This window comes from Roseateles flavus (assembly GCF_039872765.1).
Lineage (GTDB): Bacteria > Pseudomonadota > Gammaproteobacteria > Burkholderiales > Burkholderiaceae_C > Roseateles_B > Roseateles_B flavus.
The window spans coordinates 305,737-322,230 of sequence record NZ_JBDPZC010000003.1; the positions used below are offsets into that span (position 1 = coordinate 305,737).

Sequence of the window (16,494 nt, forward strand, 5' to 3'; positions counted from 1 at the left end):
CGGACGCGGGGGCCAGGCCTTGCTCAGTCCTTCAGCACCGACATCGGGTCCACCAGGTTCACGTCGTGCATCTGCTGAAGATAGGCCTCGTAATAGCCCTTGTGGGATGCGCCGACGATGCTGAGCATCCGCATGCCCCGATGCTGGCCCAGGACCTCGCGCATATTGGCAACCATGCGGAGGTTGCGTGTCTCCCAGTAGCCCAGGTATTCACGCCCGTAGGCCTGGGGTGAGGGCTCCACCAGGGTCGCCCCGAAGTCGGAAGCGTAGACCAGCGTCGGCGCCTCAGGCGCGTTGTAGGCCCTGTACAGCCTCAGCAAGCCCCCTGGCTCCTTCAGACCTGCCTGCAAGGCCTTGTCCTGCGCCATCCGGGTCCGGGTGGCCTCGTTGTTCCAGGCCTTCTGGATGGCCTCTCCTTGCGCCTTTCTTTCGGCGGGGTCGGCGGCATCCGGCGTATCGGCGCTGTGGTCGTCGACGGCGTACAGGCGCTCCAGCCCCAGCTCAGCGGCCAGGGCTGCGGCGATCCAGGTGATTTCGCTGGGGGGCCCCGCCCATCGCTCCAGCTGGCTCAGGGCCTCAGCGTTCATGCCGTCACCGGCCCGGCGCTCCGCTGAAGGCAGGCGCAGCCATTGAACCCATGCCGATGCGGGCTCGCCCGCGGCCATGAGCAGGACCGCCAGGCGCCGACGCTGCGCTGGCGTCGGCGCTGCTGGCCAGGCTGCCAGCTGCCGCTCCACTTCCACGTTGGCGGCCGGCACATCCAGGCCGATGGCGCTGGCGGCAGGCGCCACGTCGAAGCAGTAGGTCGCCACGGTGTCGGCGTAGCGGCCGGGCTGGCGCCGCAGGCTGTCGCACTGCAGGCCGGACAGGCGCTCGATGGCGATGCCAGTCGGCCGCCACTGCGCCAGCCTTTTCAGCAGGGGCGAGAGCATGCCCTGCTCGATCACGCCCTTCATGCCCGACAGATGCGGCGTGCCCAGCACCAGCACCTCGTTGGCCGCACCCGCAGGCGGGCCCTTGTGCAGGCTGGGTTTGAAAGCTGGCTCGTAGGGCAAGCCGGACGATGACTGCGCCTGGGCGATCTGCGAAGCGATCACCCACGACAGGGCGGCCAGCACGGGCAGGAGTCGGGATTTCTGGGGCGTCACGGCAGGACCTCTCGATGTGCTCTGGACAAAGCCCGGGAGCCCCGCCGGCAGCGGGCCCCGAGCGGGCGGTGCAGCGGTCCGGCCTGCTAGCAAGCCGCAAGGCCGGCCGGCATCTGAGGGGCCTGGCATCAGGCGCCCGTCCCGCTGCAATGCCGCCATGTTGTCTGAAAGGTCTGCCTGACGCGCAGTGGCTTGAGACGAACGGTCGCAGGCCAGGGCTCAGCCGTCACGACAGCGGCATGAGTGCTGCACATGAGTGGCTCACATGAAAAGCACACATGGGCGATGCATTCGCGCGGAGGGTCAGGTCTTGCCCCCTCGCCAGCACAGGGTCCCACGGCGCACGGGTGGCTGCAATGCAGACCGCGCCGCACACGGCGCACGACGCGGCTGGCAACCGCGCGCATGGCTCATGGCTCATGGCTCATGGCTCATGGCTCATGGCTCATGGCACGCCCACATGCACTTGGCACGCGCCACATAGCAAAAAGCCCGGTACCTTTCGGTACCGGGCTCGTGCTTATCTTTGGTCGGGGTGGCGGGATTCGAACTCGCGACCCCTTGCACCCCATGCAAGTGCGCTACCAGGCTGCGCTACACCCCGACGAAGAAGAAAGATTATAGAACGATTTTTTAGAGTTGTGCAAGTAGTGTGGAGCGAATTGCCAATAATTCTTCTCGCACCTGCTCCAGGCTCAGTTTTTCCACGCTGACGCTCAGGCGGGCGGACTCGTGCTTGTCGGCAGCCATGGCCATGGCCTGCACGTGCGAGGCCTCGAGGGCGTGCAGTTCCTGGGCCAGGGCCTCGGCAGCCACGGCTTCATCATGGAAGCTGGCGGCCGTCTCCGGACGCGCCAGGCCATCGGCCAGCTGGTTGCGGGCGCCGCTGATGGTGAAGCCCTGGTCATAGAGCAGATCGCGGATGCGGCGGATCAGCAGCACCTCGTGGTGCTGGTAATAGCGCCGGTTGCCGCGCCGCTTCATGGGCTTGAGCTGCGTGAACTCCTGCTCCCAGTAGCGCAGCACATAAGGCTTCACGCCGCACAGCTCGCTCACCTCACCAATGGTGAAGTAGCGTTTGGCGGGAATGGCGGGAAGCGCTTTGTCCATTGAAATCAAGGGCTTCAGGTGGGGAGGTCAGACTCTACTCGAAGTCCTCGTCGCCGGGAACATCCCCCTGCACCACCCCCTTGAGTTTGTGGCTCGCATGGAAGGTCACGACATTGCGTGCCTTGATGGGGATGGACTCGCCGGTGCGCGGATTGCGACCGGGGCGCGGTGCCTTGCGGCGGATGTTGAAGTTGCCGAAGCCCGAGAGCTTCACCTCGCGCCCCTGCACCAGGCTGCCATGGATGATGTCGAAGAAAGCCTCGACCATGTCCTTGGACTCGCGCTTGTTGAGGCCCAGCTTGTCGAACAGCAGTTCGGCCAGCTCGGCCTTGGTCAGCGTGGGCGTCTCCAGGCTGGGCAGCAGCAGCGGGCCGCCCGCTGGCTTCATCTCGTCCGTGCTCATGCGAAAGCTCCTCCTCAGGCGCGCAGACGCGCGCCCAGCTTTTCACCCAGGGCCGACAGCACCGTGGCCACGGCCTGCTCGATGCGTTCGTCCGTCAGCGTGGCTTCTTCGTCCAGCAGCTCCAGCCGGATGGCCATGCTGCGTTCGCCTTCCTTCAGCTCACCACTGGGCTGGGCAGGCTTGAAGATATCGAACAGACGCGCCGAGCGTACCAGGGCATCCCCGGCCGTGCCGATGGTTTGCATCAAGGATTCGTGTGTGACGGTATCCGAGACGATCACCGCGATGTCGCGCAGCACCGCCTGCTGGCGCGGCACGCCCTGCCCCACCGGCAAGCTGCGCGCCAGCACGGCGTCCAGCTCCAGCTCGAAGAGCACCGGCGCGCCCGCGCCCTGAGGCAGCTCGTAGGCCTGGCGCCACTTGGGATGCAGCTCGCCGATCACGCCGATGGGCTGGCCATCCAGCTCCACACGGGCGCTGCGGCCCGGGTGCAGGGCCGGATGCCCAGCCGCCACGAAGCGCAGCTGGCGAGGGGCGAACAGGGCTTCCAGATCGCCCTTGACGTCGAAAAAGTCCACGGCGCGATCGCGCTGGCTCCACTGCTGCTGGTCCGCCGGGCCGAAGGCCAGGCCGCCCAGGCGCATGGGCTGGGCGATGCCGGCCACGCTGGCGGCACCGGTCTGCACCGAGGCGTCGCGCAGGAAGACGCGGCCGATCTCGAACACGCGCACGCGGCTGGCCTTGCGGGCCAGGTTGTGGCGCAGCACGTTGAGCAGGCTGCCCATCAGACTGGTGCGCATCACCGAGAGCTGGCTGGTGATGGGGTTGAGCAGGCGGATGGGGTTCTCCTCACCGGCGAGCTCACGCTCCCAGCGCTCCTCCACGAAGCTGAAGTTGATGGTCTCGAAGTAGTCGCGCGCGGCCACGGCATGGCGCAAGGCATGCACGCCGCGGCGCGATTCCGAGCGGGTCTTTGCCACCACGGGCGCCAGCGGCGGCGTGGCCGGCAGCTTGCCGTAGCCCAGCACGCGGATGACTTCCTCGATCAGGTCTTCCTCGATGCTGATGTCGAAGCGCCAGCTCGGCGGCGTGACGGTCAGGGTGCCCTCACCTTGCATGAAAGGCAGGCCCAGGCGGCGGAACACGCCGGCGCATTCGTCCTGCGTCACGGGCATGCCGATCACCTTGGCGGCACGGGCCACGCGCAGGGTCACGGGCTTCGGCGCGGGCATGTTGACGCGCTGGTCCACCAGCGGGCCAGCCTCGCCACCGCAGATCTCCAGCACCAGCTGGGTGATGCGCTCGATGTGCTCGGCAATGCTTTCGGGATCGACCCCCCGCTCGAAACGGTGGCCGGCATCCGTACTGAAGTTGTAGCGGCGGCCGCGACCCATGACGGCCTCGGGCCACCAGAAGGCCGCCTCGATGTAGACGTTGCGGGTGTCGTCGGAGACGGCGGTGTGGTCGCCGCCCATGATGCCGGCCAGGGACTCGACCTGGCTGGCATCGGCGATCACGCCCACCTTCTCGTCCAGCTCGACGGTGTTGCCGTTCAGCAGCTTGAGCTGCTCGCCCGCCTTGGCCCAGCGCACGATGAGCTCGCGGTCGATCTTGTCGAGGTCGAAGATGTGCGAGGGGCGGCCCAGCTCGAACATCACGTAGTTGGAGATGTCCACCAGGGCCGAGACGGAGCGCTGGCCGCAGCGGGCCAGGCGCTGGACCATCCAGGCCGGCGTCTGGGCCTTGTGGTTGACGTTGCGCACCACCCGGCCGGCGAAGCGGCCGCAGAGATCCGGCGCTTCCACGCGCACGGGCACGGTCTGGTCGACCACCGGCTTCACCGGCGTGATGGCGGGCAGGGTCAGCGGCGCGCCGGTCAGGGCGGCCACCTCGCGGGCCACGCCCAGCACCGAGAGGCCATGGCCCAGATTGGGCGTGAGCTTCAGCGTGAAGAGGGTGTCGTCCAGGTTCAGGAACTCACGGATGTTCTGGCCCACGGGCGCCTCCGCCGGCAGTTCCAGCAGGCCGCCGTGGTCCTCGCTGAGCTTGAGCTCGCGGGCGGAGCACAGCATGCCGAAGCTCTCGACGCCGCGCAGCTTGCCCACCTTGATCAGGAAGGGCTTGCCGTCCTCACCCGGGGGCAGCTCGGCACCCACGGTGGCCAGGGGCACCTTGATGCCGGCGCGCGCATTGGGCGCGCCGCAGACGATCTGCAGCGGCTCGCCGTTGTTGAAGGCCGGGCCGGCATTGACCTTGCAGACCCGCAACTTGTCAGCGTTAGGGTGCTGCTCGGCCTCCAGGATCTCGGCGACCACGATCCCGCTGAAGGGCGGCGCGGCCGGGCTCAGCTCTTCGACTTCCATGCCGGACATGGTCAGCAGCGAAGCCAGCTCTTGGGTGTTCAGGGGCGGATTGCAGAAGGCCCGCAGCCAGGACTCAGGGAATTGCATGGGATTCTCGTCAGCGTGTTCGGTGGTGTTCTTGCGATGCTCGCGATCAGGGCAAGCGGGGCTTACTTGAACTGGCTCAGGAAGCGCAGGTCGCCCTCGAAGAACAGGCGCAGGTCATTGACGCCGTAGCGCAGCATGGCCAGGCGGTCGATGCCGGAGCCGAAGGCGAAGCCGATGTAGCGTTCCGGGTCCAGGCCCATGTTGCGGATCACCTGCGGATGCACCTGGCCGGCGCCGGAAACCTCCAGCCAGCGACCCTTGAGCGGGCCGGTCTCGAACATGATGTCGATCTCGGCGCTGGGCTCGGTAAAGGGAAAGTAGCTGGGACGGAAGCGCAGCTGCAGCGCATCCGTCTCGAAGAAGGCGATGATGAAGTTCAGGTAGACCGACTTCAGGTCCTTGAAGCTGATGTTCTCGCCGACCCACAGGCCTTCAACCTGATGGAACATGGGCGAGTGCGTGGCGTCGCTGTCCACGCGGTAGGTGCGGCCCGGGGCGATCACGCGGATTTCCGGCATGGTGTCCTGACCGGCATAGCGCTTGGCATGGGCCTGCGCGTAGCGGATCTGCATGGGGCTGGTGTGCGGGCGCAGGTTGAACCAGCGGCCGCCCTCGTCCTTCATGTCCACGTAGAAGGTGTCCTGCATGGAGCGCGCAGGATGGTTCTCGGGATTGTTCAGCGAGGAGAAGCTGAACCAGTCGGTCTCGATCTCGGGACCGTCAGCCACGTCGAAGCCCATGGAGCCGAAGATGGCCTCGATGCGCTCCATCGCACGCGTGATGGGATGCAGGCCACCGGTGCCGCGCTGGCGGCCGGGCAGGCTGACGTCCAGGGCTTCGGCCTTGAGCTGCTTCTCGAGCTCGGCGTCGGCGAGCGCCTGGCGGCGGGCGTTCAGCGCCGCCTCGATGCCCTGCTTGAGCTGGTTGATCTCGGCGCCGCGGGTTTTCTTCTCCTCGACCGGCAGCGCGGCCAGGCCCTTCATCAGCTCGGTCACCTGGCCGGACTTGCCCAGGAACCGCGCCTTGGCGTTCTCCAGGTCGGCAGGGGTGGAGGCCTGGGCAAATTCAGCCTGGGCGCTTTGCAGCAATTGGGCGAGATCGTTCATCGCAGCGGCGGACTCGTAAGCAGGAAAGCAATAAGAAAAGGCCGAACACCAGGGTGTCGGCCTTCAAGGGGTGCGCACCCCGGCCTTGCAGCCGGGGCCGCCCTGATGCGGCTTGCACCGCATCGGGACATTTAGGCGAGAGCGGCCTTCACCTTGGCGAAGATGCTGGCAAAGCCAGCCGGATCGTTCACAGCCAGATCAGCCAGGACCTTGCGGTCGATGTCGATCTGGGCCTTCTTCAGGCCAGCCACGAACTTGCTGTAGCTCAGACCCAGGCCACGGCTTGCTGCGTTGATACGAGCAATCCACAGCTGGCGGAACACGCGCTTCTTGGCACGGCGGTCACGGTAGGCGTACTGGCCTGCCTTCATCACCGCCTGCTTGGCGATGCGGAAGACATTCTTACGACGACCACGGAAGCCCTTGGCCAGAGCCAGGACCTTCTTGTGACGAGCACGTGCGGTAACACCACGTTTGACGCGAGGCATGTTGTATCTCCTTAAATCGTGGGATTACAGACCGGCATAGGGCAGCATCGCAGCGATGTGACCCATGTTGGTTTCATGCACGTTCACGGCACCGCGGAGCTGGCGCTTGTTCTTCGTGGTCTTCTTGGTCAGGATGTGGCGCTTGTAGGCCTGACCGCGCTTGACGGTACCACCCGGACGGACGCGGAAACGCTTCTTGGCGCCGCTCTTGGTCTTCATTTTGGGCATGACTGCTCCTTTTAAATGCGTCCCCTGGGGCGGTTGCGGGACTCGCAACACTTGCCAGCCTCAGGGAGACTAATAAGCCCGTCGACGACCAGATCGACGGGCCTGAACCATGGGCCGGGGCCCAAGCAACGCCGGCACACCACCGACAACGATGCCGCCCCACGGGCGGCTCTTTGCCAGCGAGGCCTTTTCAGGCCGTCCGCCGGGCCGCCCCAAGGACGGCCACTTGCATACAAAACCGGGCCAACGCCCGGTTTTGTATGCACCCCCGAATTTTCAAGCTTCAGGGGGTGGGCCCGCGTACCCGCGGGCCCTGGGGTCAACGCTTTTTAGGCGCGAGGACCATGATCATCTGCCGGCCTTCCAGCTTGGGCATGTGCTCGACGACCGCCACATCCGCCAGTTCGTCACGGATGCGCTCCAGCAGCCGCATACCGATGTCCTGGTGGGTGATCTCGCGACCGCGATAGCGCAGCGTCACCTTGCCCTTGTCACCATCCTCGGCGATGAAGCGGCGCAGATTGCGCATCTTGATCTGGTAGTCGCCTTCGTCCGTGCCCGGGCGGAACTTGACTTCCTTGACCTCGATGACCTTCTGCTTGGCCTTGGCCTCGGCCGCGCGCTTCTGCTCCAGATACTTGAACTTGCCGTAGTCCATCAGCCGGCAGACCGGCGGATTGGCAGTGGCGGAGATCTCGACGAGATCCACATCCATGTCGCCCGCCATACGCAGGGCTTCCTGGATGCTCACGACACCGATGGGTTCGTTCTCCGGGCCGTTCAGACGGACCTCGGGAGCAAGGATTTCGCGGTTCAGCCGATGCTTACGCTCGGGAATCGCACGACGGTCAGCAAAAGTAGCGATGGTGCCACCCTTTCAATGAGCCCAAGGCATGGGGCCCGGCAATAAGCAAAAGCGCGCCCAACTCCAACCACTCAGGCCTTGTTGGTGATGTCCGCCGCCAGCCTCTCACTGAAGCTGGCCAGCGACATCACACCCAGGTCCTGGTTGCCACGGGCGCGCACCGCAACGGCTCCGTTTGCCTTCTCCTTGTCACCGACGACAAGGATGTACGGAACCTTCTGCAAGGAATGCTCGCGGATTTTATACGTGATCTTTTCGTTGCGCAAATCTGCGGCCACCCTAAGCCCTTGTTTTTGCAGCGATTTCACGATATCAGCCACGTAATCGGCCTGGGCGTCCGTGATATTGGCCACCACGACCTGGGTCGGGGCCAGCCAGACGGGCAGCGCGCCGGCGTGCTGCTCGATGAGAATGCCGATGAATCGCTCCAGGCTGCCCACGATGGCCCGGTGCAGCATGATGGGGCGCTGGCGGCTGCCGTCCTCGGCCACAAACTCGGCGTCCAGGCGCTCGGGCATGTTGGGATCGACCTGGATGGTGCCGCACTGCCACTGGCGGCCCAGGGCGTCCTTGAGCGTGTACTCGATCTTGGGGCCGTAGAAGGCGCCCTCGCCCGGCAGGTACTCGAACTCGCAGCCCGAGGCGCGCAGGCCCTCAGCCAGGGCGGCCTCAGCCTTGTCCCAGCTCTCTTCCGTGCCGATGCGCTGCTCGGGGCGCGTGGACAGCTTGTAGAGGATTTCCGTGAAGCCGAAGTCCTTGTAGACCTTCTGCAGCAGGGTCGTGAAGGCCGTGACCTCGGTCTGGATCATGTCTTCCGTGCAGAAGATGTGGCCATCATCCTGCGTGAAGCCGCGCACGCGCATGATGCCGTGCAGGCCGCCCGTGGGCTCGTTGCGGTGGCACTGGCCAAACTCGCCAAAGCGCAGCGGCAGGTCGCGGTAGCTCTTGATGCCCTGCTTGAAGATCAGGATGTGGCCGGGGCAGTTCATCGGCTTGAGCGCGTAGTCGCGCTTCTCCGATTCCGTCGTGAACATGTTCTCGCGGTACTTGTCCCAGTGGCCCGTCTTCTCCCACAGCGACTTGTCGATGATCTGCGGGCCCTTGACCTCCAGGTAGCCGTTCTCGCGGTAGACGCGGCGCATGTACTGCTCCACCTCCTGCCAGACCGTCCAACCCTTGGGGTGCCAGAAGACCACGCCGGGAGCGTGCTCGTCGATATGGAAGAGGTCCAGGTCCTTGCCCAGGCGGCGGTGGTCGCGCTTCTCGGCTTCCTCCAGCAGGGTGAGGTACTTCTGCAGGTCGTCCTTGGAGGCCCATGCCGTGCCGTAGATGCGCTGCAGCTGCTCGTTGCGGTGGTCGCCGCGCCAATAGGCACCGGCCACCTTCATCAGTTTGAAGTGCTTGAGCTTGCCCGTGGAGGGCACGTGCGGGCCGCGGCAGAGGTCGGTGAAGGCGCCCTCGGCGTAGAGGGACACGTCCTCGCCCTGCGGGATCGATTCGATGATCTCGGCCTTGTAGGCCTCGCCGATGCTCTTGAAGTAGGACACCGCCTCGTCGCGCGGCAGCACCGAGCGCGTGACCTTCTCGTCCTTCTTCGCCAGCTCGTTCATCTTGGACTCGATGGCCGCCAGATCCTCGGGCGTGAAGGGACGCTTGTAGCTGAAGTCGTAGTAGAAGCCGTTCTCGATGACCGGGCCGATGGTGACCTGGGCCTCGGGGAAGAGCTCCTTGACGGCATAGGCCAGCAGGTGAGCCGTGGAATGGCGGATGACCTCCAGGCCATCGGCGTCCTTGTCGGTGACGATGGCCAGCTGGGCGTCGGCCTCGATCAGGTGACTGGTGTCGACCAGCTTGCCATCGACCTTGCCGGCCAGCGCGGCCTTGGCCAGGCCGGCGCCGATGGAAGCGGCCACCTCGGCCACAGTGACGGCCTGCGGGAACTCGCGCTTGGAACCGTCAGGCAGTTGGATGGAAATCATGGGGTGCTCCGAATCGCAAGGGCCTCGCCGTTCGTGCGCCACGGCAGCTGGAACGAAGCCCGGAAATGAAAAAGCGCGGCCTGGTGCCGCGCTTTGTTCGGGAGGCATCACCGGATCGAGGTGATGGAGTGATGCCCAAAGACGAGACGTGCCGCGGCCGACTATGCTCCGGTGGAGGTCGTAGTTCGCGGTGTCATAACCATCTCGCCTTTCTCAGCCCTTGTTGGTCAAAGAGGCCCCGATTGTAGCCATAACGGGCTGCGCAGGCTCAATAGCGCTGCAGCCGGCCGTCGACGATGCGCACGCGGTCACCGCTGCGCAGACCGTCCAGGCGCTCGAAATCGAAGGCCTGCTCGCCTCCGCGTTCCAGGCGCACCCAGACTCGGTAGCGCGAGCCGCCGCCCCGGTTGCCGTCACGCTCGATCTCATTGCCGATCACGGCGCCCACGACCGCGCCGATGGCCGTTCCCACGCCGCGGTCGCGGCGGTCGCTCATCTCATGACCGATGACGCCGCCGATGACACCCCCCGCCACGGCACCCGCACCGGAGCTGCCACGATCGCCGCCACGGCCGTAGGCCTCGATGCGCCCGACGGTCCCGTACAGCACCCGGTCGCCGCCATAGCGGCTGGGCGGCGGGGCGTAGCGGCGGTCCTCGTAGCGTCCGGCGCCGTAGCCGCGGTTGTCGCCGTAGACCTGGCCGTCGTCCCAGTCGCGACGGCGCTCATGGGCGCAGCCGGCGAGCGTCAACACGGACAGGGCGGACAGCGCCAGGGCCAGAGACCAGGAACGGGGCTTGGAGGACAGCATGGGCGTACCCATCGAGAAGTCAGGACAGCCCTCCAACGCACGAGGCCCGCCTTTGGTTGATCACCGCGGAAGGCTCATGCGCTTTGTTACACGCTCACAGAGGCAGCGCCTGGATCGTGTCCTGCCGGCAGGCCTCGGCGAATTCGTCCCGCAGGCGCTGGCTTTCGTCGATGGCGCGGCGCCACGCGGCAGCGCGAGCGGCCACGTCATCCCCATAGCGCTGGAAATCGGCCCGGTCGGGCAATTTGCTGTTGGGCAGGCTGCGCACCCAGTCGGGGTGCGGGGCCAGCAGCACGACGTTGTCCAGGAAGGCGGTGGCGCGGTGGCGGTGCTTGAGTGCCTTGTCCAGCCAGCCCGGCACCACCTCGCGCTGGAAGTGCGGGTACAGCACAACGCCTTCCCCCACCATCGCGGCGTAGTTGAGGTGCAGATGGTAGTCCGTGATGCCACCGTCCCAGTAGGCGCCAGCCGGCGCCCCGGCGATGTCGTGCACCGCCTGCAGCCAGAAGGGGATCGAGCAGCTGGCCAGCAGCGCCGCCTGCAGATTGCGGGCGTTCAGGCCGACCTGGCGGCTGCGGTAGTCGCGCAGGTCCATGGGCAGGGGCGAGCGCAGGTCCGAGAACACCACACGCTCCAGCCAGCGGCCCATGGCCCGGCGCGACAGCGCATTGGCCGCAAAGGCCGCGGCATAGCCCACCGGCGTGCGCCAGCGGTGCTCGCGCGCGAGCAGGCCCTGCCCGCGCGAGGTGAAGAGGTGCAGACGCCAGCGGGGGTGGCTCAGCACCTGAGCCTCCCGGCCGCCGAAGACCTCATGCAGCTTCTGCCCGAATCCCCGCGAGACCACCGCCGCCGTGGGGGATTTGCCCGGCGCACTTTCGTACTGCTGGTGGATGTACTCCTCGGCCAGGCGCTGGAACTCCGGCACGGCCTCCGCGGGCCGGTGCGCCAGGCAGGCCGTCGCCATGCGCCAGGCGCCGATGGAGGCGCCCAGCAGATGCACCTCCTGGCGGCTGGCGGCCAGCCAGTCGCCGAAGATGTACTGGTCCAGCGGGTTGAGGATCAGCCCCTTGGGACCGCCCGCCGCCGCCGGGATGACCTGGACATCCTCCGGCCGCAGCCCCTGCTGCGCCAAACGGGCGCGGGCCCGAGGGCCCGCGAAGATCTGCAATGCTTTCGTCATGGTCGCGATTAGAACCGCTGACGAAAACCCGAGCGGATCAGAGCTTCATTTCGAGACCGACGTTGAAGTTGGTCCGGCCCTGGCGATCGCTGCGGCTGCCGTAGCCGCTGCTGAGCGTCGTGCTGTTCCAGCTGTCGACCGGCACGAAGTTGTTGGCCGCGATGCGCAGCGAGGTCGTGCGGTTGAAGGCCCACTGCGCGAACACGTCCAGCGAGCGGCTGCGGGACTGCTCCACGCCCTGGCTAGCCGTCTGCTGCGTGGCGTAGCCGGGCGTGTAGGCCAGGCTGGCACCGGTGGTCAGCGGCAGGCTGCTGAAGCGGTAGTCGAAGCCCAGGTTGGCGGACCAGGGCTGCTGGCCTTCCAGGCGGTTGTTGGGCCCTTCGACGGCCTCGACCCTGGAGCGGTAGATGTTCAGCGCGCTGCGCAGGTTCAGCGGCAGCTTGGCGTCGAACAGGGCCGGCAGCAGCTCGCCGGCACGCCCCTTGAGCTCCAGCTCCAGGCCACTGCTCTGGGCCTTGGAGATGTTCACGGGCTGCGAGATCCAGCGCGGCACACCGGCCCAGCTGACGGACTGCAGCGAGACGACGTTGCGGATCAGGTCCTTCACCTCGCGGTGGAAGACGCCGATGCTCAGCATGCCGCCGCCGGTGAAGTACTTCTCGTAGGCCAGGTCCAGGCCGGTGGCCAGTTCGGGCTTCAGCAGGGGGTTGCCCAGGCGGTCCGGCGAGAGCTCGGTGTTGGGCTTGCTGACGTCAGGGAACAGGCCGCTGATGCCGGGGCGGGCCAGCATGGCGTTGAGCTCGGGCGCCTTGTAGCTCCGGGTCAGGCTGGCGCGGATGAGGTCGCGACCCTTGGGGTCCAGCTTGTAGTTGAGGTGCCAGAGGGGCGTCAGCACCGAGCTGCTGTTGCGGATGGTCTCGGCCAGGCCGCGGCTCTCGGTGACGATGCGCTCGTTGCGCAGACCCAGGTAGGTGGACCACTGCGGCGACAGCTCCCATTCGTCCTGGATGAACAGGGCCTGGCGCTGGATGCGGGCGCCGAAGGGCTGGCCGTCGAAGTCGGGCAGCTGCGGGTGGCCCAGCTCGACGACGGTGCGCTCCTCGTCACGGCGGCGCCATTCCAGGTCCCAGCCCAGGGTCAGGCTGTGGGCATCACCGATCAGCTGGCCGAACTTGCCGGCCTGCGTCACGCTGCGGTCCTCGTTGGAGCCCGTGGTGAGGCGACGCTCAGCGTGGTCGCGGTAGGTCTGGCTGCGGAAGGTGCCGCCGGAGTCCCCGCCACCCAGCTTGAGCTCCAGCTTCTGCGTGTCATTGAAACGGCGCGACCACTGCGAGTTCAGGCGGATGTTGTGCCAGGTGCCCTTGTTCAGCGCGTCGTCGTCCAGCACCGCATTGGCCGTGGCCGATTCGGTGATGAAGGTCTGGCGGTTGTTCCAGAACCCCTTCTGGATGAAGGCCTGCAGGCTGGCGTTCTCCTCATCGGAGATCTTCCAGTTGATGCGCGGCGCGGTGTTGAAGCCATGGCCCCAGAAGGCCTGCTCGTTGTCCTGCAGCGAATCCGAGCTCAGGCCGTCGGCACCGGGCATGTGGCGCGCATTGCGGGCATCGTTCTGGCCGCGCCATTCGAATAGCGACACCGGCAGCGAATACGCAAAGCCGCCCTGGCGCGAGCCATAGGTGAAGTTGGCGCCCGGCGTTGGGCGCACGGCGCTGTAGCCGAAGCCCACGCGCAGGTCCTTTTGCGTGACCTTGGGGGCTTCCTTCAGGATGATGTTGATGGCGCCGGCCACGGCCTGCGCGCTCTGGTCGGCGGTGGGGCCCTTGGTGACCTCGATGCGCTCCACCTGGGCCGGATTCAGCTGGGTGAAGTCGAAGCCCGGGGGCGCGGGATCGCCATTGATCAGAATGAGCGTGTAGCCCGCACCCAGGCCGCGCATGCGGGGACCGCCGCCCTGCATGTCCACGCCGGGCAGGCGCTTGAGGACGTCGGCGAGGTTGCTGTCGCCGTACTTGTCCATCTCCTCGCGACCGTAGATCTGCTTGGCCACGGGCGCGCGGCGACGCAGCTCGGTGTCACTTTGCGGGCGGGCGGTGATCTCGACCCGCTCCAGCTTGTTGCCCTGCTGGGGGCGGCCCTGGGGATCGGCTCCCTGGGGCATCTCCTGGCCCAGCGCGGGCAGGGTCGCCAGGGAGGCAAGGGCAAGCGCCGCAGCGGCGGCAATGGGGTGAAGGCGCACGGAAACTCCTGAACTGCGTCCTGTTCTTCGGACTGGGGCGCACGATAGCGGCAGCGGCGCGCGCTGTCAGCACCGCTGCGACCAGCGGCGGTTTCAGCGTCGCCACTGGTCAGTGCCTGCGCCGAACTGCAGGAACCGGCGCCTGGCGTCAGCGCTTGCCCTGCAGCTTGGCGAAGGCGGCCGCCATGGCATTGCCGGCCGGTGCGGCGGGCGCGGCTGCGCGGCCGGGACGCTCGTTGCGCGCGGCGGGGCGGAAGCTGTTGTCCGCCTTGGCTGCGCCGCGTGGCGCCGCGGCGTCCAGCTTCATCGTCAGGGAGATGCGCTTGCGGGCCAGGTCGACCTCCAGCACCTTGACCTTGACGATGTCGCCCGTCTTGACGACCTCGCGGGCGTCGTTGACGAACTTGTTGGACAGCTGGCTCACGTGCACCAGGCCGTCCTGGTGCACGCCCAGGTCCACGAAGGCGCCGAACTGCGCCACGTTGGAGACCGTGCCCTCGAGGATCATGCCCTCGGCCAGGTCCTTGATGTCCTCGACGCCCTCATTGAAGCGGGCCACCTTGAAGTCGGGGCGCGGATCGCGGCCCGGCTTCTCCAGCTCGGCCAGGATGTCCTTGACCGTGATGGCGCCGAAGCGCTCGTCGGCAAAGGCCTCGGGCTTCAGGCTGCGGATCACGTCGGCCTTGCCCATGACTTCCGTGATGGGGCGCCCGACCTGGCCCAGGATGCGCTGCACCACCGGGTAGGTCTCGGGGTGGACGCCGGAGAGGTCCAGCGGGTTGTCGCCATCGCGGATGCGCAGGAAGCCGGCCGCCTGCTCGAAGGTCTTGGGCCCGAGGCCCGTGACGTCCAGCAGCTGCTGACGGTTGCGGAAGGCCCCGTTGGCATCACGCCAGCGCACGATGGAACCCGCCACCGTGGCCGACAGGCCCGACACGCGCGACAGCAGCGGCGCCGAGGCCGTGTTGAGGTCCACGCCCACGGAGTTCACGCAGTCCTCGACGACGGCGTCCAGCGTGCGCGCCAGCTCGCTCTGGTTGACGTCGTGCTGGTACTGGCCCACGCCGATGCTCTTGGGGTCGATCTTCACCAGCTCGGCCAGCGGATCCTGCAGGCGGCGGGCAATGGACACCGCACCGCGCAGGCTCACGTCCAGCTCCGGCAATTCCTTGGAGGCGAACTCGGAGGCCGAGTAGACCGAGGCGCCGGCCTCGCTCACCACGACCTTCTCGATGTGGGTGCCGGGGGCCAGCTGCTGGATGCGCTTGATGAGGTCGGCGGCCAGCTTGTCGGTCTCGCGCGAGGCCGTGCCGTTGCCGATGGCGATCAGGTTCACGCCGTGCGTCGCGCACAGGCGGCCCAGGGTGTGGATGGAGCCTTCCCAGTCCTTGCGCGGCTCGTGGGGGTAGACGGTGGAGGTGTCCAGCACGCGGCCGGTGTCACTCACCACGGCCACCTTCACGCCGGTGCGGATGCCCGGGTCCAGGCCCATCACCACGCGCTTGCCGGCCGGCGCGGCCAGCAGGAGGTCGCGCAGGTTCTCGGCGAAGACCTTGATGGCCACGCGCTCGGCCTCCTCGCGCAGCCGGGAGAAGAGGTCGCGCTCCAGGCTCATGGAGAGCTTGACCTTCCAGGTCCAGGCCACGGTCTTGCGGATCAGCTCGTCGGACGCACGCTTACCATGGCTCCAGCCCAGGTGGCGGGCGATGCGGCCCTCGGCCAGGGAGGGCTGGCCGGGGAGGATCTCTTCGTCGAGCACCAGCTTGGCATCGAGGAACTCCTGCGTGCGACCGCGGAACACGGCCAGCGCGCGGTGCGAGGGCACGGTCTTGATGGGCTCGGCGTAATCGAAGTAGTCGCGGAACTTGGCGACGTCGGCGTTGTTCTCGTCCTTGCCGTCCATCAGCTTCGACTTGAACAGGCCCTCCTCCCACAGCCACTCGCGCAGCTTGCCGATCAGCACGGCGTCCTCGGCCCAGCGCTCGGAGAGCAGGTCCCGCACGCCGTCCAGCACCGCGTAGGCATCGGCAAAGCCGGCGTCGGGGTTGAGGAAGGCCTGCGCCTCGGCCTGCGGGTCCAGGGAAGGATCGGCGAAGAGCTTGTCGGCCAGCGGCTCGAGGCCGGCCTCGCGGGCAATCATGCCCTTGGTGCGGCGCTTCTGCTTGTAGGGCAGGTAGAGGTCTTCCAGCTCCTGCTTGGTCGGCGCGGCCTCGATGGCGGCGCGCAGCTCAGGGCTGAGCTTGCCCTGCTCCTCGATGCTCTTGAGCACCGCGGCGCGGCGGTCCGCCAGCTCGCGCAGATAGCCCAGGCGGGACTCCAGCTCGCGCAGCTGGGTGTCGTCCAGCCCGTCGGTGACTTCCTTGCGGTAGCGGGCGATGAAGGGCACGGTGGCCCCGCCATCAAGCAGCTCCACGGCCGCGTTGACCTGGGCCGGGCGCACATTCAGCTCGGCGGCAATCTGAAGCAGGATCTTGTCCAAGACGTCTGGAG

Annotated in this window: 13 protein-coding genes and 1 tRNA gene; all 14 read right to left on the reverse strand. The window is 67.0% G+C overall.

Annotation, left to right across the window (positions count from 1 at the left end; translation table 11 throughout):
* Nucleotides 1–23: 23 nt before the first annotated feature.
* The 14 genes from ABDJ40_RS09255 to ABDJ40_RS09320 all read right to left on the reverse strand — a co-directional run bounded on the left by ABDJ40_RS09255 (nt 24) and on the right by ABDJ40_RS09320 (nt 16,483).
* Nucleotides 24–1,148 carry a DUF5694 domain-containing protein gene (locus tag ABDJ40_RS09255; RefSeq protein WP_347608954.1) on the reverse strand — a complete coding sequence of 375 codons (1,125 nt, stop codon included), beginning with the start codon at nt 1,146–1,148 and terminating at the stop codon, nt 24–26.
* Nucleotides 1,149–1,675: 527 nt separating this feature from the next.
* A tRNA-Pro gene (locus ABDJ40_RS09260) sits at nt 1,676–1,752 on the reverse strand.
* Nucleotides 1,753–1,781: 29 nt separating this feature from the next.
* Nucleotides 1,782–2,258 (reverse strand): MerR family transcriptional regulator, encoded by a 477-nt coding sequence (locus ABDJ40_RS09265; RefSeq protein WP_269629691.1) that lies wholly within the window; start codon nt 2,256–2,258, stop codon nt 1,782–1,784.
* Nucleotides 2,259–2,292: 34 nt separating this feature from the next.
* Complete coding sequence (locus ABDJ40_RS09270; RefSeq protein ID WP_269629692.1) at nt 2,293–2,661, reverse strand: integration host factor subunit alpha; 369 nt, start codon at nt 2,659–2,661, stop codon at nt 2,293–2,295.
* Between the two features lie 14 nt (nt 2,662–2,675).
* Nucleotides 2,676–5,111, reverse strand: coding sequence for a phenylalanine--tRNA ligase subunit beta (gene pheT / locus ABDJ40_RS09275; protein ID WP_347608957.1), 2,436 nt, complete (start codon nt 5,109–5,111; stop codon nt 2,676–2,678).
* Nucleotides 5,112–5,173: 62 nt separating this feature from the next.
* Nucleotides 5,174–6,217, reverse strand: a complete 1,044-nt coding sequence (pheS, locus tag ABDJ40_RS09280) for a phenylalanine--tRNA ligase subunit alpha (RefSeq protein ID WP_347608959.1) — start codon at nt 6,215–6,217, stop codon at nt 5,174–5,176.
* A gap of 131 nt (nt 6,218–6,348) precedes the next feature.
* Nucleotides 6,349–6,705 carry a 50S ribosomal protein L20 gene (rplT, locus tag ABDJ40_RS09285; RefSeq protein WP_058934277.1) on the reverse strand — a complete coding sequence of 119 codons (357 nt, stop codon included), beginning with the start codon at nt 6,703–6,705 and terminating at the stop codon, nt 6,349–6,351.
* A gap of 24 nt (nt 6,706–6,729) precedes the next feature.
* Nucleotides 6,730–6,933, reverse strand: coding sequence for a 50S ribosomal protein L35 (gene rpmI, locus ABDJ40_RS09290; protein WP_183104755.1), 204 nt, complete (start codon nt 6,931–6,933; stop codon nt 6,730–6,732).
* Nucleotides 6,934–7,252: 319 nt separating this feature from the next.
* Entirely contained in the window at nt 7,253–7,798 is a 546-nt protein-coding gene (infC, locus tag ABDJ40_RS09295) for a translation initiation factor IF-3 (RefSeq protein WP_269630523.1), read from the reverse strand.
* A gap of 71 nt (nt 7,799–7,869) precedes the next feature.
* Nucleotides 7,870–9,777 (reverse strand): threonine--tRNA ligase, encoded by a 1,908-nt coding sequence (gene thrS, locus ABDJ40_RS09300; RefSeq protein WP_347608962.1) that lies wholly within the window; start codon nt 9,775–9,777, stop codon nt 7,870–7,872.
* Between the two features lie 268 nt (nt 9,778–10,045).
* Nucleotides 10,046–10,588, reverse strand: a complete 543-nt coding sequence (locus tag ABDJ40_RS09305; RefSeq protein WP_347608964.1) for a glycine zipper 2TM domain-containing protein — start codon at nt 10,586–10,588, stop codon at nt 10,046–10,048.
* 94 nt (nt 10,589–10,682) lie between these two features.
* Entirely contained in the window at nt 10,683–11,768 is a 1,086-nt protein-coding gene (locus ABDJ40_RS09310; protein ID WP_347608967.1) for a patatin-like phospholipase family protein, read from the reverse strand.
* A 37-nt stretch (nt 11,769–11,805) separates the two neighbouring features.
* Entirely contained in the window at nt 11,806–14,004 is a 2,199-nt protein-coding gene (locus ABDJ40_RS09315; protein WP_347608969.1) for a TonB-dependent receptor plug domain-containing protein, read from the reverse strand.
* A gap of 148 nt (nt 14,005–14,152) precedes the next feature.
* Nucleotides 14,153–16,483, reverse strand: a complete 2,331-nt coding sequence (locus ABDJ40_RS09320) for a Tex family protein (RefSeq protein WP_347608971.1) — start codon at nt 16,481–16,483, stop codon at nt 14,153–14,155.
* Nucleotides 16,484–16,494 lie beyond the last annotated feature (11 nt).

Excerpts from the sequence above, each read along its gene's own strand:
- pheT (WP_347608957.1), bottom strand. The coding sequence starts at position 5,111 with ATGCAATTCCCTGAGTCCTGGCTGCGGGCCTTCTGCAATCCGCCCCTG.
- ABDJ40_RS09305 (WP_347608964.1), bottom strand. The coding sequence starts at position 10,588 with ATGCTGTCCTCCAAGCCCCGTTCCTGGTCTCTGGCCCTGGCGCTGTCC.
- rplT (WP_058934277.1), bottom strand. The coding sequence starts at position 6,705 with ATGCCTCGCGTCAAACGTGGTGTTACCGCACGTGCTCGTCACAAGAAG.
- ABDJ40_RS09270 (WP_269629692.1), bottom strand. The coding sequence starts at position 2,661 with ATGAGCACGGACGAGATGAAGCCAGCGGGCGGCCCGCTGCTGCTGCCC.
- pheS (WP_347608959.1), bottom strand. The coding sequence starts at position 6,217 with ATGAACGATCTCGCCCAATTGCTGCAAAGCGCCCAGGCTGAATTTGCC.
- rpmI (WP_183104755.1), bottom strand. The coding sequence starts at position 6,933 with ATGCCCAAAATGAAGACCAAGAGCGGCGCCAAGAAGCGTTTCCGCGTC.
- ABDJ40_RS09265 (WP_269629691.1), bottom strand. The coding sequence starts at position 2,258 with ATGGACAAAGCGCTTCCCGCCATTCCCGCCAAACGCTACTTCACCATT.
- ABDJ40_RS09310 (WP_347608967.1), bottom strand. The coding sequence starts at position 11,768 with ATGACGAAAGCATTGCAGATCTTCGCGGGCCCTCGGGCCCGCGCCCGT.
- thrS (WP_347608962.1), bottom strand. The coding sequence starts at position 9,777 with ATGATTTCCATCCAACTGCCTGACGGTTCCAAGCGCGAGTTCCCGCAG.